The organism is Streptomyces sp. RLB3-17 (assembly GCF_007113425.2).
Lineage (GTDB): Bacteria > Actinomycetota > Actinomycetes > Streptomycetales > Streptomycetaceae > Streptomyces > Streptomyces mirabilis_D.
This window is the reverse complement of record NZ_CP041610.2, coordinates 4,583,358-4,607,429: the sequence shown is the minus strand read 5'-3', so window position 1 is coordinate 4,607,429 and position 24,072 is coordinate 4,583,358. Positions and strand designations below refer to the sequence as shown.

20 protein-coding genes and 1 pseudogene are annotated in these 24,072 nt (G+C 69.8%); 11 read left to right on the top strand and 10 right to left on the bottom strand.

Translation table 11 applies throughout. The annotated features are described in order from the left end of the window. The first annotated feature begins 3 nt into the window (after positions 1-3). Entirely contained in the window at positions 4-999 is a 996-nt protein-coding gene (locus tag FNV62_RS21035; RefSeq protein ID WP_143601767.1) for a hypothetical protein, read from the top strand. Next, positions 996-1,874 carry a DUF6339 family protein gene (locus tag FNV62_RS21030; protein ID WP_143601766.1) on the top strand — a complete coding sequence of 293 codons (879 nt, stop codon included), beginning with the start codon at positions 996-998 and terminating at the stop codon, positions 1,872-1,874. Before FNV62_RS21035 ends, FNV62_RS21030 begins: the two co-directional genes overlap by 4 nt. An 18-nt stretch (positions 1,875-1,892) precedes the next feature. Here FNV62_RS21030 and FNV62_RS21025 read toward each other — a convergent pair whose 3' ends face one another. The 5 genes from FNV62_RS21025 to FNV62_RS21005 all read right to left on the bottom strand — a co-directional run bounded on the left by FNV62_RS21025 (position 1,893) and on the right by FNV62_RS21005 (position 9,287). Continuing rightward, positions 1,893-3,239, bottom strand: a complete 1,347-nt coding sequence (locus FNV62_RS21025) for a DNA cytosine methyltransferase (protein ID WP_143601765.1) — start codon at positions 3,237-3,239, stop codon at positions 1,893-1,895. An 11-nt stretch (positions 3,240-3,250) separates the two neighbouring features. Next, on the bottom strand, positions 3,251-4,246 hold the full coding sequence (locus tag FNV62_RS21020; protein WP_143601764.1) for a DNA cytosine methyltransferase: 996 nt from the start codon (positions 4,244-4,246) through the stop codon (positions 3,251-3,253). Continuing rightward, positions 4,234-4,644, bottom strand: coding sequence for a very short patch repair endonuclease (locus tag FNV62_RS21015; RefSeq protein ID WP_144316506.1), 411 nt, complete (start codon positions 4,642-4,644; stop codon positions 4,234-4,236). Before FNV62_RS21015 ends, FNV62_RS21020 begins: the two co-directional genes overlap by 13 nt. A gap of 54 nt (positions 4,645-4,698) precedes the next feature. Next, positions 4,699-7,587, bottom strand: a complete 2,889-nt coding sequence (locus FNV62_RS21010; protein ID WP_144316505.1) for a Z1 domain-containing protein — start codon at positions 7,585-7,587, stop codon at positions 4,699-4,701. A 119-nt stretch (positions 7,588-7,706) separates the two neighbouring features. Then, a complete protein-coding gene (locus FNV62_RS21005) occupies positions 7,707-9,287 on the bottom strand; it encodes an ATP-binding protein (RefSeq protein WP_144315518.1) in 1,581 nt (526 codons plus the stop codon). Positions 9,288-9,680: 393 nt separating this feature from the next. On the opposite strand from FNV62_RS21005, the gene FNV62_RS21000 reads away from it, so the two are divergent. Beyond that, entirely contained in the window at positions 9,681-10,157 is a 477-nt protein-coding gene (locus FNV62_RS21000) for a hypothetical protein (protein WP_144315517.1), read from the top strand. 246 nt (positions 10,158-10,403) lie between these two features. Here FNV62_RS21000 and FNV62_RS20995 read toward each other — a convergent pair whose 3' ends face one another. Further along, positions 10,404-11,981 (bottom strand): substrate-binding domain-containing protein, encoded by a 1,578-nt coding sequence (locus FNV62_RS20995; protein WP_225900315.1) that lies wholly within the window; start codon positions 11,979-11,981, stop codon positions 10,404-10,406. 265 nt (positions 11,982-12,246) lie between these two features. After that, on the bottom strand, positions 12,247-13,266 hold the full coding sequence (locus FNV62_RS20990) for an SEC-C metal-binding domain-containing protein (protein WP_143601761.1): 1,020 nt from the start codon (positions 13,264-13,266) through the stop codon (positions 12,247-12,249). Between the two features lie 188 nt (positions 13,267-13,454). Here FNV62_RS20990 and FNV62_RS20985 point away from each other — a divergent pair. Continuing rightward, a pseudogene (locus tag FNV62_RS20985) lies at positions 13,455-14,306 on the top strand (class E sortase). Between the two features lie 149 nt (positions 14,307-14,455). Here the strand turns inward: FNV62_RS20985 and FNV62_RS20980 are convergent. Further along, entirely contained in the window at positions 14,456-15,862 is a 1,407-nt protein-coding gene (locus tag FNV62_RS20980; RefSeq protein ID WP_143601759.1) for an MFS transporter, read from the bottom strand. Positions 15,863-15,995: 133 nt separating this feature from the next. Here FNV62_RS20980 and FNV62_RS20975 point away from each other — a divergent pair, with 133 nt between their 5' ends. The 4 genes from FNV62_RS20975 to FNV62_RS20960 all read left to right on the top strand — a co-directional run bounded on the left by FNV62_RS20975 (position 15,996) and on the right by FNV62_RS20960 (position 18,834). Beyond that, positions 15,996-16,523: a winged helix-turn-helix transcriptional regulator gene (locus tag FNV62_RS20975; protein ID WP_097284876.1), complete on the top strand. Its 528-nt coding sequence runs from the start codon at positions 15,996-15,998 to the stop codon at positions 16,521-16,523. Positions 16,524-16,620: 97 nt separating this feature from the next. Beyond that, positions 16,621-16,947, top strand: coding sequence for a DUF6412 domain-containing protein (locus FNV62_RS20970; RefSeq protein ID WP_054235572.1), 327 nt, complete (start codon positions 16,621-16,623; stop codon positions 16,945-16,947). A gap of 196 nt (positions 16,948-17,143) precedes the next feature. Continuing rightward, positions 17,144-17,851 carry a membrane protein insertase YidC gene (gene yidC, locus FNV62_RS20965; RefSeq protein ID WP_144315516.1) on the top strand — a complete coding sequence of 236 codons (708 nt, stop codon included), beginning with the start codon at positions 17,144-17,146 and terminating at the stop codon, positions 17,849-17,851. 125 nt (positions 17,852-17,976) lie between these two features. After that, positions 17,977-18,834 carry a fumarylacetoacetate hydrolase family protein gene (locus tag FNV62_RS20960; RefSeq protein WP_097284875.1) on the top strand — a complete coding sequence of 286 codons (858 nt, stop codon included), beginning with the start codon at positions 17,977-17,979 and terminating at the stop codon, positions 18,832-18,834. A 258-nt stretch (positions 18,835-19,092) separates the two neighbouring features. Here the strand turns inward: FNV62_RS20960 and FNV62_RS20955 are convergent, their stop codons facing one another. Together FNV62_RS20955 and FNV62_RS20950 are read right to left on the bottom strand one after the other, a co-directional pair. Further along, complete coding sequence (locus tag FNV62_RS20955) at positions 19,093-19,581, bottom strand: heme-degrading domain-containing protein (protein ID WP_143601758.1); 489 nt, start codon at positions 19,579-19,581, stop codon at positions 19,093-19,095. Continuing rightward, positions 19,578-20,672: a Gfo/Idh/MocA family oxidoreductase gene (locus FNV62_RS20950; protein WP_143601757.1), complete on the bottom strand. Its 1,095-nt coding sequence runs from the start codon at positions 20,670-20,672 to the stop codon at positions 19,578-19,580. Before FNV62_RS20950 ends, FNV62_RS20955 begins: the two co-directional genes overlap by 4 nt. A gap of 48 nt (positions 20,673-20,720) precedes the next feature. Between FNV62_RS20950 and FNV62_RS20945 the strand changes: the two genes are divergently transcribed. From FNV62_RS20945 to FNV62_RS20935, 3 genes are all read left to right on the top strand, one after another. After that, positions 20,721-21,869, top strand: a complete 1,149-nt coding sequence (locus FNV62_RS20945) for an ROK family transcriptional regulator (RefSeq protein ID WP_143601756.1) — start codon at positions 20,721-20,723, stop codon at positions 21,867-21,869. Positions 21,870-22,162: 293 nt separating this feature from the next. Further along, positions 22,163-23,215, top strand: a complete 1,053-nt coding sequence (locus tag FNV62_RS57590; protein WP_205523157.1) for a hypothetical protein — start codon at positions 22,163-22,165, stop codon at positions 23,213-23,215. Between the two features lie 48 nt (positions 23,216-23,263). Beyond that, on the top strand, positions 23,264-24,022 hold the full coding sequence (locus FNV62_RS20935) for a GntR family transcriptional regulator (protein WP_054235567.1): 759 nt from the start codon (positions 23,264-23,266) through the stop codon (positions 24,020-24,022). Positions 24,023-24,072: the final 50 nt, after the last annotated feature.

The following is a 24,072-nucleotide window of genomic DNA, read 5'->3' as shown; positions in this document are numbered from 1 at the left end:
CGCGTGAAGATCTACCCGTACAAGAGGCTCAACCGGCCGATCACGCTCAGGGTGACCTCGGTCTCCCTCAGGCTTTCCGACGGTACCCGCGACCAGTTGGAGACCACCGCGTACTCGACCCAGCAGCAGGCCGTCGCGCTCGGCATCGCTGGTCACACGGACTGGGTGAGCGCGACGATCGGCCTCTCGGCGACGCTGCCACCCGGGGCGAACGCGCCGGACGCGGCGTGGTCCGATCTGTGTGTCCTCGCCGTGCTGACGGACGGCGAGACGAATGTCCGCACCTCCATGGCGCTCACGTGTGACGCGCAGGACGGCCGGGACTGGTCGGGCTCCGTGGAACTGCTCCGTGACGACCACTTGGGGCGAGCCTCCCTCGCCGTGTACGCCGTCGGGACCGTGGACGGAGTACGCGGTAGATCGATCGCCGAGACCGACCGGAGCTGGATCGTCGACACCGTCTCCGACGAGCCGGTCCGCGGTCTCCAACTGGACGTTCAGACGACGTCGTTCCGGAAAAGCTCCAGGGAGTGGCTGCAGGCCTACGCCGATGCGCCCTGGATCGTGGACACCTCGGCCAGGGTCCCCACCGTGTTCGTGAACACCGATGTCGAGGGTGTCATCGGTCTGTTGGACAGCAACAGCTCGGGTGTGGACATCAAGGTGCGTGACCTCCTGGTCGCGCAGATGGCCACCGATGTGTGGACCGCGGTGTTCCACGGTGCCATCGGCGATCTGGAGGTGGAGCCCGGCGGCGGCCCGGTCTTCCCGACCGACTGGCAGGGCGAGGTGCTCCGGGAGATGCTTCCGGACGTCGTTCCCGGCGTCCATGTCGAGGAGGCTCTGCGACAGGTCCATCGCCGGCGCACCGGCGACTCGGGCTGGGTCGAGCTCCAGACCCGTATCCACTACGCGGCGATCCGCCGTGCCGATGCCACCAAGGCGCTCGCCTACGTCATCCGCAGTCTGGAACAGATGAACCGGGAGAGTGAGACGTGATCACCCAACCGAACCATGTGCCGGAGCGCCTGGCGCTGCTCGCCACCTCGGCCGTCGATCCGTTCCTCACCGAGGAACTGCTCAAAGGTGAGCAGGTCCACGGCGGCATCGATCTCGCCAAGGTCGTCGAGCCGCTTCCTGAGGACGACGCCAGGTGGTGGGTCGAGCCGATCCGAAGCTTGGTGGAGGACGCCATGTTCGAGTTCCGGGAGGACCGCACCCGAGCCGACGCATGGCTCGCGCCACGACTCCATGCCACGCTGCGCCTGACGCGGCGACAAGCAGCGGACAAGCGTCTGTGGAACCACCTGGCCCTGGCGGTGGCCCCTGACTACGTGGCGTGGCGGCACTTGTCGGAGCCGACGGCGAAGAGGCCGGAAAGGCGCATCGCCGCGGAACGCTTCCGTGGCCCTGCGGACCGTCAGTGCTTCTCCCGTCTGTGGTGGGCGGCTGAGCTCTTCCGGAACGGACCGGACTATGAGCCGGTCGCGGCCGCCTGTGGGAACCAGGACCTTATCCACACGGTTCTCCGGATGGAGCTGATCGACCACCGACCTACCGCCCAGGCCCTGGTCCGCCTACTGCAACGGGGGCAAGTCACCACCGGGCGAGAGATCTTCGGCCTCAGCGTCGCGATCAACGCGGCCGGCGCGACCCTGATCTACGACATCCTCGGGCCGGACCGGCCCCGTGACCCCGCCCATCTGCGCGACTGGATCGCGGAAGCGGAATCGGCACCACCGGTCGAGCGGTACGAACTCCCGAAGGGGCCCGACGAGGACCCTGTCCCGGAGGAGTCCGTGGCTGCGCTCACCAGCTACTTTGCAGAGCTGTTCGAGACTGCGCCGGTCAGGGGGAGGAAGCTCGGGGATTGACCTGGCGCCGGGCTCGGACTACTTCGCTGACGTCTTCTTGCTCTTAGACAGGCGCATGGATGAGGGCGGCGGCACCTGGTCCTTGGCCTGCGGGCACTTGTCGGTGCAGTTGTCGGCGGCCCCGCAGCCATTGTTTCGCAGCTTGGCCCGCTGCTCCTCCGTGGCCGGCTGCCAGGGCTTTCTCAGTGCCTCCGGAGTCGGCTTGGGGAACCCGAGAGCGGCGCTCAGTAGGTGCGCACCGAAGAGGGGCGGTACGGCGTTGCCCACCTGTTGGGCCTGAGCCGTACCGGACCATGGATAGTCCGGCGGGAAGCTCTGCAGCATCCCCGCTTCGTTCATGCTGAACCGCGGGCCTTCGTAGACGATGTTCTCGTCGAGGTGCTCAAAGACCACGAAGCGGGAGATGCGGCCGGTGACGGTGGTGGCGGGCTGCTTGTCCGTGCGCACACCACGCCTCCCTGGGTTTCCGGAGCTCCCGTAGTTCGAGCGGACCAGGAAGGGAGCGACACGCCCTGGATGCGAGCCCACCGGGTCCGAGAGGGCATCATGCATCGACCTCCAGGGGAGCCTGTCCTCGTCGTCCCCTGACGTGCTGCCCTCGTCGAGGGTCGGCTGACGGACCTGGTCAGGTGCGCTCGTCCCGTTCTTCCGATTCCATTCCTTCGCATCGTAGGAACGGTGTGTAGGGGAGGGGAGCGAGGGCTCACCGAGGCCTTCGCGCCGAGCGATCAACACCGCGCGAGACCGCGTCTGCGGTACCCCGTAGGTCTCGGTGTCGAGAACATCGACGACAACCTTGTATCTGGTCCCATCGGGGAGCCCTGTCTCGGACAGCACCTTGGCGTAGTGCTCCCAGAGCGGGGCCACTGCTGGGACCTGTTCCAGGACGATGACGTCGTACGGTCGGTTCTCACGGTTCGGGCTCCGCGTTGCCTGAATCGCGTACCGGAGAGGTTCGAGGACCAATCCGGTGCGTGGATCGGGGCGAGCCCCGAGTTCCTCGTCGATCTCCTTGTCGGAGTCGCCTGTCATCAGCCTCTCGATGTACTCCTTGACCCTGTCCAAGGCCTGGCGCCCGGCGCCGTGCCCGGCCACTGAGTACGTCTGGCACGGAGGGCCACCAGCGAGCACGTTGATCTCCGGCGGCAATGACTCGAAGGCATCCCTGCGTACCGCGCTCACATCGGCGTGAAGGGTGTCCAGCCCGGCGGCGTACCGGGTCAGGCACGCGCTCCTGTCCCACTCGATACCGAGACTCGGGATGTCGAGCGAGTGACCGGCGACGTCCAGCCCTCCGGGACCTGCGAAGAGGTCGAGGACGAAAGGCTGGTCGAGGATGGCCTTGTGGGACGCCGTGCTGGTCATGTGGCGGAAGTCTAGCCGGCAGCGGGGACTGCTGGATCCAGAATCAGCGCTGCGGCGACAGCCCTCCCCAGTGCCTCTCCCACCGGCGGTGGTGTCGCGTGCCCGACCTGGCGGTATCGGGCAGTCTTGCGCCCGGTGATCTCCCACGTCTCGGGGAAGCCCTGCAACAGCGCCGCCTGCCCAGCCGTGATCTTCACCATGTTGTCCCTGCCGAGTTCGGGATCCCATACGAAGTCCGCGTCGGGAACGTCGTCACTCACGGTGTGACCGTTGACACCCATGGTCGCCCAGGTCTGCTTGGCACCAGTCGGTCCCAGGTCCGCGCCGCCCCGGTTCTTCGAACCGCCGACCAGAGTCGGAGCCGGTCGATCGGCCTGGGCGGCCCAACGGGCAGCATCCTGCCAACCGCGCGAGGCCATGGACGGCCCCAGAACGGCACCGACCGTCGCCGGCTGCTGCACGGTCGGTGTCGGAGGCCGGAACGCTTCGGCCCACTGCCGCTCGATGGCGACCAGGACGCCCTGCTTGCGGTTCTGGGGTACGCCGAAGTCGACGGCGTTCACGACGAACCAACTGAACTCGTAGCCGAGGTGGGCCAGTTCGGCCCGGGCGAAATCACGAAACTGCTGGTAAGCGCTCGAGTGCGCGAGCCCGGGAACGTTCTCGATGAGTACCGCACGAGGCCTGATCGCATGGACTAGATAGATCGTGGCCTTCAGTAACTGTTCCTCCGCACGCGAATCGGCGCGTCCGACAGTCGCACTGGACTTCACTCGTGGCAGGCCGGCCGAGAGGAGGTCCACGTCGTGGCTCATGGGATGCTCGGCCGGGTCGAAGTCCATCAGGTCAGTTTGAAGGATGTTCCAGTGCGGCCGGTTGGCCCGCAGTGTGCTGACGGCGAGTTCGTCGTCGTCCAGCAGCAGGCGCGGCTCGAACCCCGCCTGCTCCAGTCCGAGGGCGAGGCCGCCCGCTCCCGAGCACACATCGACGAAGGTCAGATCCCCCACTTTTTCCCCCTCCTCGTGCGTTCTGCCAGACGCCACTCCACAGCCGCTCTCACCCGCACGGCTACTTCCTCGGGAGTCTCATGCTCCCAGAACCGCAACACCATCCACCCCTGCGCGGTCAGGTGTTCCGTCGTCTCCCGGTCGCGGGCCATGTTCCGGTCGAGCTTCGTACGCCACCACTCGGCGTTGGCTTTCGGTTGCGTGGCGTGCTCCGGGCACCCGTGCCAGAAGCAGCCGTCGATCAGAACGGCCACCTTGGCACGGGTGAAGGCCACGTCGATCCGTCGCCTGGGTATGCCGGGCACCGGGTACTCCACGCGGTAGCGCAGGCCCGCCGCGTGCAGGAGGTGCCGTACAGCCAGTTCGGCGCTCGTATCCTTGCTGGCTTGTCGGGACATGCGCGCGGAGACGCCGGGAGAGGAGGGCCTCACGTTGTCCAATGCTGTCGGACCTCAAATACGTACGTCGTCTCGATCGATGACGATCGCATCCTGCCGGCTGGAGTCGATCGCACGGAACCGGACCAGCGGGCGCTCGGATCCCGCCGACGACTTCGGGGCGACGAAAGAGAAGGCCATCACCAGATCGCCAGGCGCCATCGCCCCGTCGGAGGCGAGTCGCGGCTCGGACTCGATCACCGGGTAGAGCAGCAGCGCGCCTCGGCGCGGGCGGACGTGCTGCTCGACCGTCGTGTTCCCGGCCGTCTCGACGGCGCCCGCGACGCGCAGGGCGGCGGCACGGTGCTTGGGCTCACTGAGCGCGCCGAAGAGAGAGCCTCGCCGGCGAGTACGACGGGCCGGGGTGAACGGGCCGTGCCCCAGGATGCGAGCCTCCACGCGCTTGGCGGAGGTCTGCAACGGAGTGATCACGAGCCAGTCGTCGATCGTCGTCTCCTGCTGCCCTGTCTCCAGCAGGAACTCCAGGTGCGGCGAGAACTGGCTCGGAATCGACCACCGCAGGTCGCACAGGACCTTCATCAGCGTGTCGTGCGAGATCGTCCCCACGCGCGCTTCGTACTCGGGGCCGTCCCCGACCGACAGGCGCACCGGGTCCTGACTCAGCGCGGCGAGCACCGGCTCCCAGCACTCGGTGTTGTGGGCCATTCCCTCCGAGGCCTCCGGGTAGGCGGTCGGCTCCACCCAGGTCCCGGGCGACCGCACCTCCACCAGCTCCGTATTGAACATCTTGTTCCGAGCCGACGGCTTCACCCATGGCAGATGCTGGGTCACCAGGGGTGGGATCTGGGCGGGGGTGACCTGGGGGCGGCCGTCCACCAAGGGCGCGTAGCGGGCCAGCTCGGCACGGAAGAGTTCCTCGTCGCGGCAGATCGCCTCGAAGGCTTCGTACAGGTCGACGGTCTTGGCGTTGCGACCGCGGCCGAGGGCCTCCTCGCGGCCGATGTAGAGGCGCACGAGGTCGCGGTAGCCGGGCCGGAAGCCGAACCAGCGGCCCATCTGCATCAGAGTGTCGGCCTGCTGCGTCGTTCGGCGGTAGTACGTGATCGTCAGGCCCTCGACCGTGAAGCCTCGGGACAACTTGGTGCCGCCGACGAGGATCTTCCAGACGTTCGGGGTGCGGTCGAAGTCGAGGTCGGGCTGGGCGTAGTCGCGTTCGCTCTCGCCGTTGACGACAATGACGGGGGTGCCGCCCCTGTTGATGAGTTGGCGGGCATCACTGACGTGTGGTTTGAGGTCCGCGTACGTAGCGGGAGTGGGCAGGGAGCTGTCCGCGTAGGTGCGGAAGTCCTTGTCGAAGAGGGACGCCAGACGAGCGTGGCCCTCCGGGCCCGTGTACGCGGCCTTGTCCCACATGGTGTTGATGCGCTGGGCCAGCGTGGCGTGCTCGGCCATGCGGACCGATTCGTGCACGAGCATCGTGTGGTGCCGGAAATCGTCGGAGGGGACGCCGTGGGCTTCGCGGTAGAGCTTCAGCGCGCCCGTGAGCATGAAGGCGTCCAAGGCTTCCTGGAGGCGGTCGCCCGTGGAGTCGTAGATGCCCCGGACATGCTTCTTCTCGGCCTCGCCTTCGCTGTCGTCGACGGGGTCCAGGTCGTGGAAGTCCTGAACACCCATGTAGTCCGTGGGGCGGGGGAGGGAGATCAGGAAGTCGCGAGGGAAGAGGTCTTCCTCGTCACCCGGGTCGATGAACACGTTGGCGAAGGGAGTCGCGGTGTAGCCGACGTACTGGGCGCGCGGCAGGAGCTTGAGGAGCTTGCTGATCTGGCCGTTGATCGCGGTGCGGGTGACCTTGCCGTCCTCCCACTTCTTCGGGTCCGTCGTGTTCACCGAGGCCTGGTCGGACTCGTCGTCGATGATCAGGGCCGGTATCTCGCCGAGGATCGGGCCCATCTTCTTGAGGTCCTTGACCAGCTTCTCCAGCACCGACTTGTTCTTCTTGACGACCATGACGCGTGCGCGGGCGGCATGCAGGTTCGCCGGGTCGTACAGGGCACGGGTGCGATCCGGCTTCTCGAACTCCAGGGCGCTGATGCCGCGTTCCAGCGACATGTAGTCGCGGTCGCGAGACGTCAGACGCTCGATGTCGAAGGCGCCGAGCATGGAGGGGCGGGCACCGAACGAGACGAACTTCGAGGGCCAGTCCTCGTCGTCCTGGTAGTCGATGCCGACCAGGGCGTCCGGGTCGTTCGGGTCGGCGGCGCCCAGGATGTTCTCCTGGCCGATCAGTTCCATGTCGAGACGGCGCTGGGTCTGGCCGCGCAGCAGGTTCAGGGTGCCGCCCAGAACGATGATCAGGCGGTAGCCCGCGTCGATGGCCTTGGCGGTGACGCCGGTGAAGTTGGCGGTCTTGCCGGACTGTACGTAGCCGACGACGAGGCCTCGCGCGCCATAAGGGTCGTCACGTGTGGGGTCGGCAAGCCGTTCCACGACCGCATGGGCGGCCTCGTCCAGACCGGAGACCGCCGCGTCGTTCCAGCCCTTGTGGCGCAGCAGCCGCTCGTACGAAGTCCAGTAGAAGGAGCGGTTCGCTGCCTGCCCCCGGGTGTACCAGGGCTGGAACTCGCGGCTGATGGTGACAGGACCCGGTTCCGTGTGGACCGGGACCGCAGCGTCGAACGCTTTGCGTAGATCCGCTTCGAACGCGAGCTTGTCGTAGACCTCGGCGCGGCGCTCCGGGGTGCGTGGCGCGGTGGCCGACCACGTGGGGGAGTGTTCGAAGTCCCATGCTGTGAGCTTGCGGTGCCAGAGGGCGAGCAGGTCGTCGCCGGGGGCTGCAGCCACGATACGGTCGTGGAAGCTGATCATGTCCGTGTCCGACGGTTCGTCGGTGTCGGCGAGCGCGAAGGCGAGCTTGGCGAAGTGCTTGGGGCCGCGCCTGCTCATCGCGTCGAGGACTTCGCCGTGGAGGTCGGTGACGCGGTCAGGCGCGGGCGTGTTCTTGGCGGTCACAGCGGCTGGGTGGCCTCTCTGGTGTACGGGAAGATGCGGGGGAGAGGGGTGGACTAACCCTCGGTGCGGGCGAGTTCGGCCCGTACCGCGGTGACGAGCACGCTGTTCCACAGGGCGACCTTGTCGGTCTGATTGGCCCAGACCCGCTCCTTCTGGAAGATCTCGTTGAGCATCAGATAGAGAAGGCTCTTGAGGACCGGGGCGTCGTTCGAGCCCCCGCGCCGGCCACCGTTGAAGGCGTGTCGGTAGTCCTTGTTGAGGACCACCAAGCGCTCCTTGTGGTCGATCGTGAAGACCAGTTCGGCGGAGTCGACGCCGGGCGGCACACCGAGTTTGGCCCAAGTGAAGGTGATGGGGTCATCGCCCTCCAGCTGCGGCAGTTCGTCCCGCAGCGTCCGCTTCAGCTTCGGGTCGATGCCCTTGCCGGGCGGGATGACGGCCATGCGCTTGACCTCGGTACGCCGCTTGGCGGCTTCGCGGTAGGTCGTCTCCGCCTCACGGATGTATTCGGTGAAGCTGTGGCCGACGGTGGGGTCGGCCGCTTGTTCCAGCCCGCGGGCGAACGCCGGCGTGACCTGGACGCCGTCCTTCTTGACGGTCAGGGCGAACACGTCGTTCGGCTCCGGCGGCAGGTCCACGGCGATCCGGGCGAGAGCGAGGTGGCCCTCCGGGCTGCGGGTGTCGTTCCAACCGCCGGCCTGGACGAGTCGGTCGTTGCGGTAGAGGTAGAAGCCCTGACGCTCGGCGAGCGGGCCGATGCCTCGGTAGGCGACCAAGGGAGACTTGGGCGGCCATATGTGCGCGGTGAGCGCGACGCCACCGACGCCCTCGACAGGCGCGACGTACGTACGGGGATATCCCGGGCGGCCCGGGACCCGATAGCCGAACGGGTCGATGTGCTCCACGCTCCGGTGGTCGAGTTCCTCCCGGGTGTGGACATCCTCGACGACGATGTCCACGTGGAAGCCATCGCGGGCGAGGAAGCGATGGAGGTGGAGACCGAGGTGGGTCTCGAGCCGTTCGATCGCGTCATTGAGGTAGCGGTCGGTCTGACCGGTGGTGATGGTCTCGAACGCGCGGACCTGGTCCCAGCGCACGATCGTGCCGTGCCAGTCGATGATCCCGTCGTAGCGGTCGACCAGGTCCTGGCAGTACGTCGCATCGACGATGTCGCAGGTGAAGTCGGCCTGTGCGCGGGCGGTGAGCCAACGGCGGCCGGCCGACGGGCTGCTCTTGGTCCGGCTGATCAGGGTGAGCGCATCGGCGTGCGAGAGGGAGGCGGCCTTCAGCCCGGCGCCGAAGTGCCCGAGGGCCCCGGCGGCGTACTTCTCGCGCCCGCCGACGGTCATCGCCGTGTCCAGGCTCGTCTCGTCCATGCCGTGGCCGTCGTCTATGACGAGCAGGCCGACGAGGCGGTCCCGTCCGCCGAGCTCGCCGGTGTCCCGCAGGAAGCTCACGACGACGCTGTGGGCTCCTGCGTCGATGGAGTTGTCGATCAGGTCGGCGATGGCCGCCTCGAAGCCGTAGCCCTGGTGCGCGAGCGATTCGAACGACCTGGCCGCCGGGGGGAGCCGCTTGCTTCCGCTGGTGGGTACGTCGAATTGCCAGTCCGAAGACGGTTGGTAGGGCGACATACAGGTGTTCCTCGCGGGCCGGGACATGCCCGGGAAGCGAGCGGGCATGCCAGTTCAGCTGGTTGCATGTGACGTTAGCGTGAGCGAGTTGTGAAGGAGTAACGGGATCGGAACAAATGCGCTCGATGTCCCTGGATGCGTTCCGGGGGGCGAACCGCGGGAGGCGTGGGGGAGCCGTCCAGGGTCGGGAGGTGCTCCTCGCGGCGGTGGGATTGAGGCGGCGTTCGCCTCGGCTTCCCGGGCGCTGGACACGGGGCTCCAGTAGCGTTTCGGCCGGATCGTTGAACGCTCCTGTACGGTCCGCCGGTCGCTGTCGTTGTTGTCGCTGCCCAAGGTGGTGCGGGATTTCGATGCACGCCTTCATGGCGTCTACCTGTGGGAGGGGGATCGGTCATGCGTGTGGGGATTACCGGGCATCGGGGTTTGAGCCGAGACGTTGAGCGGCAGGTTCGCCGGCTTCTTGAGGTGGCTGTTCGCGAAATCGATGCCGCTGAATTGGTGGGGGTCTCGTGCATCGCGGATGGCCCGGACGCGTGGTTCGCGGAGGCGGTGCTGAAGCGTGGTGGAGAGCTCGAAGTCGTCGTTCCCGCTGAGCGGTACCGCGAAGGTCTCCCGGAAAGTCACTGGCCGGTCCACGACGAGTTGATGCGTCGTGCGGCACGGGTGCACCACACGGGCATGACGGCGTCGGACTCGGAAGCGCACATGGCGGGCAGCGAGGTCCTGGTGGGCTTGGCCGAGGAACTGTTCGCCGTCTGGGACGGGAAACCGGCGTGGGGGTACGGGGGCACTGCCGATGTGGTGTCGTACGCCGAACGGAAACGGGTCCCGGTTCGGGTGCTGTGGCCAGAGGGCGCGACACGCGAGTAGGACCGGATCAGACGGGACCTGGTACCCCACTGCTCAGGACGCAACCAAGGTTGCAGCGCAGGCATCATGGGCTCTCCGCGGTGGTGATTCCGCCGACAGAGCGCCGGCGTGGGCCACTGTGTCGCCTGACAAACCCGGCGACGAGCCCGTGAGTGATCAGTCCTGCGAACTTGGGAAACGGCGGATCAGCCACCGTCCACCTGTCGGTGACCGCGCCCCGACACCGAGCCACGTGAAATCCCGAGGCTAACTCGGGCGACAGAGCAGCGGCTTGGCCAGTTCGGCGCATGGGCGGTTGCCGTGGGAGCGGATGATGTCCTTGCCGACCTCGTTGGCGAGGTAGCGCAGGAAGCCCGCGGCGAGGGAGTTCGCGGGCGGCTCTCCGTAGGTGTACGCGTACTCGGTCTGCCAGTACGGGTAGGCGCCCTCGTCCGCGCCTTCAAGGGTGGCCGGGTAGCCGTCGATGCGAATCTGCTGGACGTCGTCGTGTGCGGTGGCGGCGCCGACCTCGCTGTGGCCGAGGGCTCCGGGTGTTGAGGCCACGGTGTTCAGGAGGGTCTCGGTGTCGCTGACCTCGCAGCGGCCGGGCTTGTTCACGTCCAGTGCCGTGCAGTCGTTCGCGGTGACGGCCAACAGGGGCTTGTTGTCCAGTACTTGGTGCTCCAGCGTGGTCCGGGTGCCCGAGCCGGGGTTGCGGCTGACGAGGTGGATGGGCACGTTGTTGCCCTTCACCTGGCTCCAGTTGGTGATCGTTCCGGCGTAGATGTTCCTGATCTGTTTCAGGGACAGGTCCTGGACGCCGGCGTCCTTGTTGACGACCAGGGCGAACAGGGACAGGGCGACGGGTCTGGGGAGCAGTTGCGGACGGCCGTCGCTCTTGGGCCCGTCGCTGAACGCCAGCCGGTCACCCAGGCCCTGGCTGCCCGTCGGTTTGGCCTTCCGGCCGGCCGCGGCGAGGGCGTCGAGCCCCGACACGCTGCCGTGGAACGTGTCGTTGGTGATGGGTATGAAGGCGTCGGGGCAGGTCCTGTGGTACTGCTTCGCCGCCTCCTGGAGCACTGGCGCGAACGCGGTGGAGCCGGACAGGGTGAGCGTCCCCGTGGCGCAGTCCAGTGGCGCGGCCGTGGCATCGTGCCTGGTGAACGTGAGGATGGACTGGACGGCGCTGACCATGACGAGGAGGGCGAGCACCCACCTGACCGGCTTCGAGGCGAACGGGTAGTACTCGGTCTTCTTGATCTTCCCGCGGCGTACTCCGCCCACGATGCTCGCGACGACCTCGGGCTCGGGGAACTCCTCGTCCGTGAAGCTCTCCTCGCGTTCCAGGACCGCCAGCACCTTGTAGTGGTCGCCGCGGTTCAGTTTCACCTTGGGCAGTTCGATGACGCCGTCGGTGACCCCGAGGCCGGGGACGTGCGGTGTGGGGTGCTGGTCGTCGCTGCTCGGCGTGAAGAAGCCGCGCAGCTCGTTGCGGCTGAGTTCGGTCACGACCATGCCGACGACGCGGCGGCCCCGGCACTTGACCTGGATGCCCGCGTGGCCCCGGTCGGGCGCCAGGTAGCTGTTCTCCACGATGGGGGCCCAGCCGCTGTTCTCGATCCGCAGCAGCACGAACGACGGGTCACGCAGCGGCCCGCCGTTGGTCCGCTGCATCTGCTGAAGCACCCCGGCGTAGGGCAAGGCGCGTTCGTCCCGGGCGGTCGTGTCCATCTGGACCCGGTAGCCGAGCCGTTTGCGGCCGACGAGGACGAACTCCCAGAGCGCCGCGATCCCCGGAAGGGCCAAGCCCAGTACGGCGAACGCGAGTTGCCAGGAACCGTTCACGGTCGACTCCCGCGGAAGAAGGGGCTGGGAGGGCCATGGTGGCGGGCGCGTTGCCGGGGTGCCGGGGGTGCTCGGATCCTTGCGATTGATTTCACCGGGGCGTCATCTGGGACACCCGGGGTTTGCCGAGTGGAGCGACGTCTGCCGAGCGAGCGACGTCAGCCGAACGGAGCGACGGCATGGCTTCGGGGGCCGGGAGGGCACGCTGATGACGCCCGGTACCCCCGGCCCCGAGGCCGGGGGAGCCGGGGGAAAGAGGGTCGCGTTAGTCGGCGGTGGTTCCGTGGCACTCCCCATAGCCCCGCTCCGACCCGCACCAGCACTCGACGCCCCGCTGCGGCGGCCAAGCCACCGCCAGCCCCCGTGCCGCCAGCGTCGTCGCGTACTGCGGGAGCAGGGTCGCGTCCGACGGGGAGGAGGCCTCCGAGGCGGCGAAGGCCTCGTAGGACGGGACGGTTCCCGTGACGATGCCGAGGTTCGGGGTGCCGGAAGTCGCCAGTTCCCGTAGCGAGGCCTCTATGGTCGCGAGGTGTTCCTCGTGGGACGGGTACTCCGAGGTGAGGGTGGGGTACGCCGTCAGGAGTTCCGTCAGTTCGGTCGTCGGCCAGTGCAGGATCGCCACCGGGAACGGGCGGGACAGCGCCTCCCTGAACGTGCCCAGCTCCGCCCGCAGGCGGGAGATCTCCGCCTGGAGTTCGGCGGGGTTGTCCGAGCCGAGGGACCAGACGCGCTTCGGGTCGTGGAGTTCGTCGAGGGAGACCGGGGACGAGTGGAGGGTGTCGGCCAGGGCGTCCCAGTCGTCGTGGGCCGCGCCCAGCATGCGGCGGACGCGGTGGCGGCCGAAGAGGAGCGGGTGGGTGGCGTACGGGGGCTCCGACGTCTCCGTGAGGAGGAGCTGCGCGGCCTGGGTGAACGTCTCCTGCGCCGCTTCCAGTTCGTCGTGGGACTCCAGGGCCTCGGCCACGATCACCCAGGGGGCCGGGTCCCGGGGAGACGCGGTGCGGATGCCGTCGATGATCGCCCGGGCCTCGGCCTCGTGGCCGTACTCCCACAGGTTCGACGCCTTGAGGGCGCGGACCAGGTGGGGATGCTCCAGGGGCGTCGAGGACGACAGCAGGCGGTCGTAGAGCGCGGTGGCTCCGGGGCGGTCGCCGGCCAGTTCGAGGTGGGCCGCGGCCTGCACGAGCAGGTGTTCGGCGTCCTCGGGGTAGAGGCCTGCGGTCCGCTCCAGGCGCGCTGCTTCGGCGTTGTGGTCGACGTGCTCGGCAGACGTGTCGGGGCGCATGGGGGACACCGTACTGCCGATGCCGTTCGAGGGAGAGATACCTGCAGGCCAGAGGGTGGGATCTCTTCGTTGCCCTTGGGCGCCGACGAACGGTTCGGGCGGTCATGGGGCTGGTGAGTTCGGGGCGCAGCCCTTATCTTGCGGGCCCGGTCAAGGAGGCGAGGCAGTCGAGGAGACGAGGCATCGGTATGCGGGCTCCCGGCATCGTGCGGCGCGGCCTCGGGGCTCCCGGCGTCGTGGATCACGGCACTCGGCGGCGGCGGGCCGCGTACCGGCGGGTGGTGTGGGGCGGGGGCGAGGTGCTCGTCACCGTCGGTCTCCTTCTCCTGCTTCTCGTCGTGCATCAGCTCTGGTGGACCAACCGGCAGGCCCGGGAGGACGCCGAGAGGAAGGTCCAGGCGTTGGAGAAGGAGTGGGGGAGCGGGGAGGCGGAGGGAAAGGGAAAGGGAAAGGAGGAGGGGCAGGAGCTGGGGGCGGGGGTGTCGGGTGCGGGGAGTGGCGCGTCCTCCGGTGGTGCTTCCGGGGCGTCCGGCGGGGGTGGCTCCGGGGCGTCCACCGGGAGTGGGCGGGCTCGGGGAACGCCCCGGTCGTCCCAGGCGTACGCCGTGCTCTTCATTCCCCGACTCGGTCTTCGTGTGCCGGTCGCGGAGGGGGTCGGCAAGCGGGATGTCCTCAACAAGGGGTACGTCGGGCACTACCCGCACACCCAACAGGCCGGGCAGGCAGGGAACTTCGCGCTGGCGGGGCATCGGAACACTCATGGGGAGCCGTTCCGGTACATCAACCGGCTGCGGCGGGGGGACGAGATCGATGTCGAGACGGCGGCGGGGCGCTACGTCTAAGTCGTCGACAAGACGCTTCCGCAGACCTCCGCGAATGACGGAGGGGTCATTCGGGAGGTGCCGCGCAGTACCGTTCGGCCCGCCTACGGGTACAGCGCGCCGGGGTACTACATCACCCTCACCACCTGCACGCCCGAATACACCTCCCGGTATCGGCTCGTGGTGTGGGGAAAGTTGACGTCCATGCGCCCGCGTTGACGACGATCACCGGCCCGTGAGGGGAACGGTCGCGCGCGGGGTGCGCCCCTGCCTGGAGAACACCCCCGCCCGGAGAGCACCCCCCGCCCGAAGAACACCCCCGCCCGAAGATCCGTCCCCTCCGAGGAAACGGCCCCGCCAGGCCGGCGTCAGACCCGGTCCCGAAGGGCCAGCACGCTCGCGCCCGCGACCAGCGCCAGCCCCGCCGAGACCGCGATCGCGATGTCCGCGCCGTGCGCGAGCCCACCCGTGGAGGTGACGATCGCGATGGTCAGGGCCACGCCGGCGCACGAGCCGATGTAGCGGAACGTCTGCTGCGCGCCCGAGCCCATCGCGGCGCGGCTCGCGGGGACGGACTCGACCGCGACGAGCGGCAGCGCGGCGTTGAGGAGCCCGCTGCCGACGCCGGAGACGAGGAAGCCGGGCAGCAGACGGGTCCATGAACCGGCGTCGAGCGCGCCGAGCATCGTCAGGACGCCGACCGCGTGCAGCGCGAATCCGAGGGCGAGTTGGTGGCGCGGGGAGACCCGGCCCGCGAGGCGCCGCGCCTGCAGGGCGACCCCGAAGGACAGCCCGGACCAGAGCAGGAACAGCCACGCCGTGTCCAGCGCGGACAGGCCCAGGGTCTGCTGGAGCAGCGCCGGCAGGAAGCTGAACAGGCCGATCACCGCGAGGCCCGTGAACAGACCGCTCGCGGAGGAGGCGAGGAAGCGGCGGTGGCGGAGCAGGGAGAGGTCGATCATGGGCGTACGGGTCCGGTGTTCGACGAACACGAACGCCGTCGTCAGGACGACGAACGCCGTCAGCAGGAGGCCCACCGAGGGGCGCAGCCAGCCGTCCCGGCCCAGAGTGAGCGCGGCCACCAGGGCGACCAGCGCCAGGCCGAAGGTGAAGGCGCCGGCCAGGTCGGGGCGACCGCCTCGGGAGGCCCGGGACTCGGTGAGGGCCCGGGTGCCCAGCAGGGCGACCAGGAGCGCGGCGGCGCCCAGGACGGCGTACGCGATCCGCCAGTTCAGGGTCTGGGCGATCGTGCCGGCGAGCAGCGGGCCCAGGGCTATGCCGCCGCTGACGAACGCGCCCCACACGCCGGTCGCGTGCAGCCTGCCGCGGGCGGTCGGGAAGGCGTGGACGAGCAGGCCCAGGCTGCTGGCGAGGATCGCGGCGCTCGCCGCGCCCTGCGCGACGCGGGCCAGCGTGAACAGCCAGGTGGAGGTCGCGAGCGCGCCGAGCGCGGTGGTGATGCCGAGGGCGATGGTGCCGGAGAGGAAGATCCGGCGGCGGCCGTAGTCGTCGGCGAGGCTGCCCGCGACCAGGAGCAGCGCGGCGAGGCCCAGCGGGGTGCCGTTGAGCAGCCAGGCCTGGGCGGAGACAGGGGTGTGCAGCGCGGCGGCGGTGTCGGGGAGCGTGACCATCGGGGCGGTGTACGTCATCAGGGCCACGGCGGTGGCGGCGCTGGTGACGGCGAGGGTGGCGGTCGCCCGCGGGGGCGTCTCGAGGGGTGTGCCGGGGGGTGCCGAGGACGCCTTCGCGGTGGTGGCGTGATCGAGCTGGGACATGGTCTGCCCTTCGGGCTCCGGAGCGGATCAGTGGAAGGGTAGGTTCATTCAATGAACCATCCCCGTGGGTCGACCGTAGCACCTTAGGTTCGTTCATTGAACCGACTCGTCGAAAAGTGGCTACAGTGGGGTCATGGCTCTCGGCAAGGACTACGCGACGCAGGAGTGCTCGCTCGCCAGCGCGCTCGAGATCGTCGGCGAGCGGTGGACGCTCCTCGTCGTGCGCGACGCGCTCTACGGTGTACGGCGCTACAACGACTTCCTCGTCCACCTCGGCATCCCGCGCGCCGTCCTCGCGTCCCGCCTCCAGGCGCTGACCGCGGAGGGCATCCTCGAGAAGCGCCGCTACCAGGAGTCGCCGCCGCGCGACGAGTACGTCGTCACCGACCGCGGCATCGCCCTGTGGCCGACCGTGCGCTCGCTCGGGCGGTGGGGCCGCGAGCACCTCGGCGAGGCGCAGCTGCGCTACTTCCGGCACGCGACCTGCGGTACGGAGCTCGGCTCGTACGGCGAATGTGCCACGTGCGGAACCGTCGTACCCGTTCCGGACGTCGAAATGGTGCCGGGACCCGGACTCGATCCGGACCCGGCGGATCCGGTCAGTCGGGCACTGCTCAAGCCGAGGCGGCTGCTGGAGCCGATCGACACCGGTCACGCGTAGACCGACGCCGGTCAGGTGTAAGACCGACACCGGTCACGCGTAAGCAGGTACGGGGGACGTGAGCCCGCGTACGAGAAGGCGAGAGGAGGGGCGGTCCGTGGTCCGGAGCTCGGCGAACGCGCGAAATCTGCGCCCTGTCGCCCTTCTGCTCGCGCTGCTCCTCGAACTCGCCGTGCTGGACGCCGGCAGCCTCCCGGCAGCCGTCGCCGTCGCGTTCACCGCGACCGCAGCGGCCGGGGCCGCGCTCGCCGTCTGTGCCCTCATCGGCTCGCGCCGCGCGTCCGCCGTCCCGCGTACGCGGGTTCGTACGGCGATCCGCGACCGTGAGCACCGTACGGCGTTCCTGCCTCAACGTGATCCCGACGCCTCGGGGCGTCCGCGCCCCCGAGCGCCCGGGCGGGCCCTCCTGACGGCCGCCGCGTAGGGATCCCAGCAGGAACTCGCCAGAACCCGCCAGAACTCTCCAGTCGTACAACCCCTGTCTGCGTACCCCGCGCGGGTCGTCATGCCGACGCGTCATTTCTCATTCCGGCACGACGAGACCCCCGGAGGGCTCATCCATGTCCACGTTCATGTCCGCCTCCTTGTCTGCCTCCCTGTCCGCTTTCACGCCCACACCCATGTCCGCTTTCGCCGGGCTGGTCGAGCGGCTCGCCGATCTGCTCGAACCGCTGTTCCACGCTTCCGCTGCCGCCGCCGCGATCGTCCTGTTCACCGCGCTCGTACGACTGCTCGTGCATCCCCTGTCCCGGGCGGCGGCGCGTGGACAGCGGGCGCGTGCCGCGTTGCAGCCGCGGGTCGCCGAACTGCGCAAGAAGCATCGGAAGGATCCCGAGAGGATGCGGAAGGCGGTGCTGGAACTGCACGAGAAGGAGAAGGTGTCGCCGCTGTCCGGGATTCTGCCCGGGCTCCTTCAGCTGCCGGCCTTCTTTCTTCTCTATCACCTGTTTTCCAGTTCCACCGTCGGTGGTGAGGCCAACGAGCTGCTGAGCCACCGGCTGTTCGCCGCGCCGCTCGGCGGGCGGTGGCTGGACGTGCTCGGGGGCGGCGGGGTGTTCGGTGCCGCCGGGTTCGTCTACCTCGCTCTGTTCGTGGTTGTCGGCGCCGTGGCCGTCTTCAACTACCGGCGTACGAAGCGGACGATGGCCGCCTCGGCGCCTGCGGCCGACGCGGCGGAGGTGCCCGGCCTCGGTGCGGTGAGCGCGTTCGTACCGTTCCTGTCCTTCTTCACGCTCGTCACCGTGGCGGTGGTGCCGCTGGCCGCCGCGTTGTACGTGGTGACCAGTACGGCCTGGAGTGCCGTGGAGCGGGCGGTCCTGTATCCCTGAGAGTGTGGCGGCGGTCCAGTCCGTGAACGGGGTATTGCGGAGTGGACGCGCAGCTTGGAGGATCGACCAGTCCTCCGATGGCTGCACCCGTCGGTGGCTGCCCGCGATCGAGGGAGACTGGGATCATGAAGCTGCTGCGAGTCGGTACGGCGGGATCGGAGCGGCCCGCGCTGCTCGACGCCGAAGGGATTCTCCGGGATCTGTCGGGAGTCGTGCCGGACATCGACGGGGCGCTGCTCGCCGACGACGCGGCGCTCGGGCGGGTCCGTGCGGCCGCCGAGTCGGGCGAACTGCCCGTGCTGGACGCGGACGGGCTGCGCGTCGGGCCGCCGCTCGCCCGGATCGGCAAGATCGTCTGCATCGGGCTCAACTACCACGACCACGCCCGCGAGACCGGGGCCGAGCCGCCCACCGAGCCGGTGATCTTCTTCAAGGCGGCGGACACGGTGGTCGGGCCGGACGACACCGTGCTCGTGCCGCGTGGGTCGGTCAAGACCGACTGGGAGGTCGAACTCGCGGTCGTCATCGGGCGTACCGCCCGCTATCTGGAGTCGCACGAGGAGGCGCTCGCGCGTGTCGCCGGGTACGCGGTGGCGCACGACGTCTCCGAGCGGGAGTTCCAGATCGAGCGCGGGGGGACGTGGGACAAGGGCAAGAACTGCGAGACGTTCAATCCGCTGGGGCCGTGGCTGGTGACGGCGGACGAGGTTTCCGACCCGCAGGATCTTTCGCTGAAGCTGTGGGTGAACGGTGAGCTGAAGCAGGACGGGACCACGGCCGAGCAGATCTTCTCGGTGGCGGAAGTGGTCCGGTACGTCAGTCAGTTCATGACGCTCTATCCGGGGGACGTCATCAACACGGGGACGCCGGCGGGGGTTGCCTTGGGGCAGCCGGAGCCGAAGCCGTATCTGCGGGCCGGGGATGTGGTCGAGTTGGAGATCGGGGGGTTGGGCAGGCAGCGGCAGGAGTTCAAACCCGCGTAGGCACTCCGTTGGGTTCTGCGGGGGGTGCGGGTGGGGGTGGGGTGCTTTGTCGGGTGCCGGTTCGTTGTGGCTGGGCGCGCAGTTCCCCGCGCCCCTGAAAGCCTGCGGTCACCTGTGCTGCCAAGGTTCCGCGGTTCCGCGCGTCCTCTAGAAGATTGCGCGGTTCCCCGCGCCCCTAAGAGAATTCGCAGTTCCCCGCGCCCCTGAAAAGAAGCAGGGGCGCGGGTGTGGGACTTACCTTCCCGGGGACTGTGGGACTTACCTTCCCAGGAACTGGTGGAGCGCCTTGATGACCATGGCGTGGTCCTCCAGTTGGGGGAGGCCCGAGACCACCACCGTGCCGATGACGCCCGCGCCCTCGACCGTGAGGGGGAACGCGCCGCCGTGGGCCGCGTAGGTGTCGGGGTCGAGGCGGGAGGACGCCTCGAAGGTGGTGCCCTTGGCGCGGAAGCGGGTGCCGACGAGGAGCGAGGAGCAGCCGTAGCGCTCGACGACGCGGCGCTTGCGGTCGATCCAGGCGTCGTTGTCCGGGGTCGAACCGGGCAGGGCCGCGTGGAAGAGCTGCTGGCCGCCGCGGCGGATGTCGACGGCGACCGGAGCGGCGGCCTCGCGGGCCATGCTCACGAGCAGGGTGCCCAGGGTCCACGCGTCGTCGTACGTGAAGTGGGGGAGGACCAGTTGCCGCTCCTGGGACTCCAGTTCCGTGATCTGTTCCGCGAGCTGCCGCGCGGTGTCCTCGGTGCTCACAGGGACACCGCCGTGCCCTCGGCGGCGGAGCGGCGGGCCGCCTCCAGGACGTCGAGGGCGGCCGCGGCCTCCTGCGCGGTGACCGGGTTCGGGGCGCCGTCACGCAGGGCGGCGGCGATGGCCGCGTAGTACGCGGGGTACGCGCCCGGGAGCGTGGGCTCGGGGCGTCCGCCACCCGTGAGCGGGGACTCGCCGGAGCCGACGCGGCCCCACAGGGACTCGGGCTCGACACCCCACTCGGCGGTCGTGTCGGGACGCTTGCCCTCGCGCAGGTCCGCCTCCTGCGGGTCGAGGCCGTACTTCACGTAACCCGCCTGCGAGCCCAGTACGCGCAGGCGCGGGCCGAGTTGGGCGGTCGTCGCGGAGACGTAGAGGTGGGAGCGGACGCCGTTCGTGTGCGTGATCGCGATGAAGGTGTCGTCGTCGGTCTGCGCGCCGGGGCGACGGACGTCCGTCTCGGCGTACACCGAGGCCGCGGGGCCGAAGAGGACGAGGGCCTGGTCGACGACGTGGCTGCCGAGGTCGTAGAGGAGACCTCCGATCTCTGCCGGGTCGCCGGACTCGCGCCAGCCGCCCTTGGGCTGCGGACGCCAGCGCTCGAAACGGGACTCGAAGCGCCATACGTCGCCCAGCTCGCCCTCGTCGAGCAGCTTGCGGAGGGTCAGGAAGTCGTTGTCCCAGCGGCGGTTCTGGAAGACGGAGAGGAGCAGGCCGCGCTCTTCGGCCAGCGCGGCCAGCTCGCGGGCCTCCGCCGCCGTACCGGCGAGGGGCTTGTCGACGACGACCGGCAGGCCCGCCTTGAGGGCGGCGGTCGCGAGCGGGACGTGGGTCTTGTTCGGGGAGGCGATGACGATCAGGTCCAGCTCGTCGGCGCGCGCCCAGAGCTCTTCGGGCGTGGCGGCGAACGAGACTCCGTCGCCGAACTCGGCGCGGGCCTGCTCCTGCCGCTCCGGGTTCGAGGTGACGATCGTGTCCAGGGCCAGGCCCTCGGTCGCGGCGATCAGCGGGGCGTGGAAGACGGAGCCCGCGAGGCCGTAACCGATGAGGGCCACACGGAGGGGGGTGCCAGTCGTGCCAGTCGTACCAGTCATGACGTCCACTTTCGCAACGCTGTTGCCAAAGTGCAAGCGCGGGGGACAATGGCGTACGTGAACAGGACCAACGCCGAGTCGGGAGTCAATCTGCTCGCCCTGCGCAGCCACAACGCCGCGCTCGTGCTCGATCTGCTGCGCACGGCCGGGGAGAGCGGTATCAGCCGGCTCGAACTCGCCGAGCGCACCGGGCTGACCCCGCAGGCCGTCAGCAAGATCACCGCTCGGCTGCGGGCGGACGGGCTGGTGGCGGAGGCGGGGCGCCGCGCGTCGACCGGCGGCAAGCCGCGCACCGTGCTGCGGCTCGTGCCCGAGGCCGGGCACGCGGTCGGGCTCCACCTCGACCGCGACGAGGTGACGGTCGTGCTGTGCGACCTCACCGGCGCGGTGGTCGCCGAGCGGCGGGTTCCGCTCGATCTGGGGGCCGGGGCGGAGGCGGTCGTCGAGTCGGCGGCGGGGGAGGTCGAGGCGCTGCTCGCGGGGGCGGGGGTGTCCGTACTGGGCGTGGGCGTCGCCCTGCCCGGGCCGCTCGACCATGTCCGGGGTGTGCTGCACCGGGTGACCGGGTTTCCCGAGTGGGACGGGTTCCCGCTGCGGGACGCGCTGGCGGGGCGGCTCGGGGTGCCCGTGGTGGTGGACAAGGACACGAACGCGGCCGCGTTGGGGATCGCGGTGGTGGGGAGGGAGAGCGGCATCGGGAAGACGGGGGATGTGTCCCCCGGCCCCCTCGAATCCTTCGCCTATCTGCATCTCGGTACGGGGCTCGGGGCCGGGCTCGTGATCGGTGGGGGCGTGCACCGGGGGGCGCGTACCGGGGCGGGGGAGTTCGGGCATCAGGTCATCCAGCTGGACGGGCCCCCGTGCGGCTGCGGCAACCGTGGCTGCATCGAGGCGTTGTGCCTCGCCGCGGTGGACCGCGGTGCCCTGGGTGAGGCGGCGCGGGTGCTCGGGGTGGGCGCCGCGAATCTGGTGGGGCTGCTGGACATCGACCTCGTGCTGCTCGGCGGGCGTACCGTCGCCGCGCATGAGGAGGCCTTCGTACGGGGTGTCGGTGCCGTTCTTGAGGAACGGGCTCGGCTGGAGGGCGTGGACGACGGGGCGATTCCGGTGCGGGTGGCGCCCGGTGGGGCGCGTGGGGTGGCGGAGGGCGCGGCGCAGTTGCTGCTGGCGCCGTTGTTCGGGCGCGGGGAGGACTGAGCGGCTCGGCTGTTCGGGGCCGGGTTCCGGCCGGGTGACTCGGTTGTCCGGAGGGGCTTCGGGGGCCGGGTGACTCGGTTGTCCGGAGGGGCTTCGGGGGCCGGGTGACTCGGCTGTTCGGGGGGACTTCAGGGGCCGGGCGGGGTGTGTCGCGGGCGTGGCGGGGCGGTGGGCGCAGGCCGGTGTGGGACGGTCACGGGGCCGTTGCCCTGTACGCCGTTGCCCTCACCGACCGACGCTTCCGACCCCTTTCCCGACCCCCTCCCGCCGCCCTTGATCGGCAAAGGCCCCTCATGCGACTGCGCAAGACCAGCCCCTTCGCCCTGACCGCCGTTGCCCCCGCCCTGGGCCTCGGGCTCGCCCCGCCGCCCGCCGTCCACGCGCTCATGCCGCTCGGGCCCACCGCGAGCCCCCGCCCCACCTGTGCCGCGCCCGACACCCGGGCCTTCCCGATCAAGACCCGGATCCACGGCGGGCCGGACGCCTACGACATCGGCGGCGACTTCCGGACCTGGTACATCGACCTGACCAACACCACTGCGCACACCTGCGGAAACATCCACCCGATCGTCGTACTCGTGGACAGCAAGCGGACGCTGCGGCCGGAACAGGCGCGGCTGGAGTTCTATGAGGGGGAGCGCACGCATCCCGTCGAGTTCGAGAAGAGCGACCAGGACGAGAACGTCGGGGCGTTCGACGACGGGTTCCCGGGGTTCACGGTCGGACCCGGCCGCACGCTCACCGTGAAGGTCCGGCTCTCCGTGACCTCCGACGCCGCCGTGCCGAACGACGTCGTCGCCAACGCGGCCGTGGTGCAGCGCCACAACAACGACGGGGACTGGGTGGGGGAGTCGAACGCGTACCGCTTCCGGATCGGCGACGAGAGCAAGACGAGCGACGGCGACGTTGTGGAAGCCGGGGGCACTGGGGGCAACGGGGGTACTGGGGACGGCGGCGACGGTGGCGCCGGCGATGGCGGAGGGGACAGCGGAGGCGGCGGCGGTACGAGCGCGGCTCCCGACGCCAGTGGCACCGGCACCGGCAACAGCACCGGCAGCAGCACGGACGGCGTCACCGGCACGGGCACCGGCACCGGCAGTCCCAGCGGCAGCCCCACCGGTACCGGCGACGGCGGTGGCGGCGGTCGTGACGGCGGTGACAGCGACGGTGACGCCGCGGGAAAGGAACGGGACGGGTCCTCGTCGGCGGACGAAGAGTCCTCGTCCGCGGACGAGCTGGCCATGACCGGACCGCGCGAAGCCGCCCTGGTGGTGGGCGTCGTCCTGCTCGCCGCCGGAGGCGTGCTGCTGGCGGCCTCCCGCTGGTCCCGGGTCCGGCGTCGCTGAGCCCTCCCACCGGCGCACCGTCCGTACCGCATCTGCGACCATCCCCCCGTGGACTACCCGAACGACCAATCGCCCGGCGCCCCCGTCCGCTCCGGCATCCCGGAGCACGGCCGTATCCCGAAGTACTACGCGGTCAAGGCGCACATCGCCGTGCTGATCGAGGAGTTGGGCGAAGGGGGGCTCCTGCCCACCGAGCGCGATCTCGCCGAGAAGTACGAGGTGGCCCGCGAGACCGTACGGCAGGCCCTGCGGGAGTTGCTGCTCGAAGGCAAGCTGCGGCGGCAGGGGCGCGGCACGGTCGTCGCGGGGCCGAAACTGGAGCAGCCGCTCTCCCTCGCGAGCTACACCGAAGGCGTACGGCGACAGGGGCGCACCCCCGGTCGTACGCTCATCTCGCTCGACCGCTTCCCCTGCCCGCAGGCGCTGGCCACCGAGGCGGGGCTGACGCGCGGCGAGCCCGTCTGGCACATGGAGCGTGTGCTGCTCGCCGACGACGAGCGGGTCGGGCTGGAGAGTACGTACGTCGCCGTGGCCCGGGTGCCCGACCTCGACCGTGACTTCGACCCCGACTCATCCTTCTACGCCTACCTCCACGACCGGCTCGGCATCGCGTTCGGTGACGCGGACGAGCGGATCGAGACGGTGCTGGCCACGCCGCGCGAGGCGCTGCTCATCGGTACGCCGCCCGCGCTGCCGATGCTGCTGATCCACCGGGTCTCGCGGGACACGAGGGGGCGGCCGCTGGAGCGGGTGCGGACGCTGTACCGGGGGGACCGGTTCTCGTTCACGGCCCACCTGGGCAGGTGACGTTCACGGCGCACCTCGGCGGCTGACGTTCCACGCACCTCGGCGGCTGA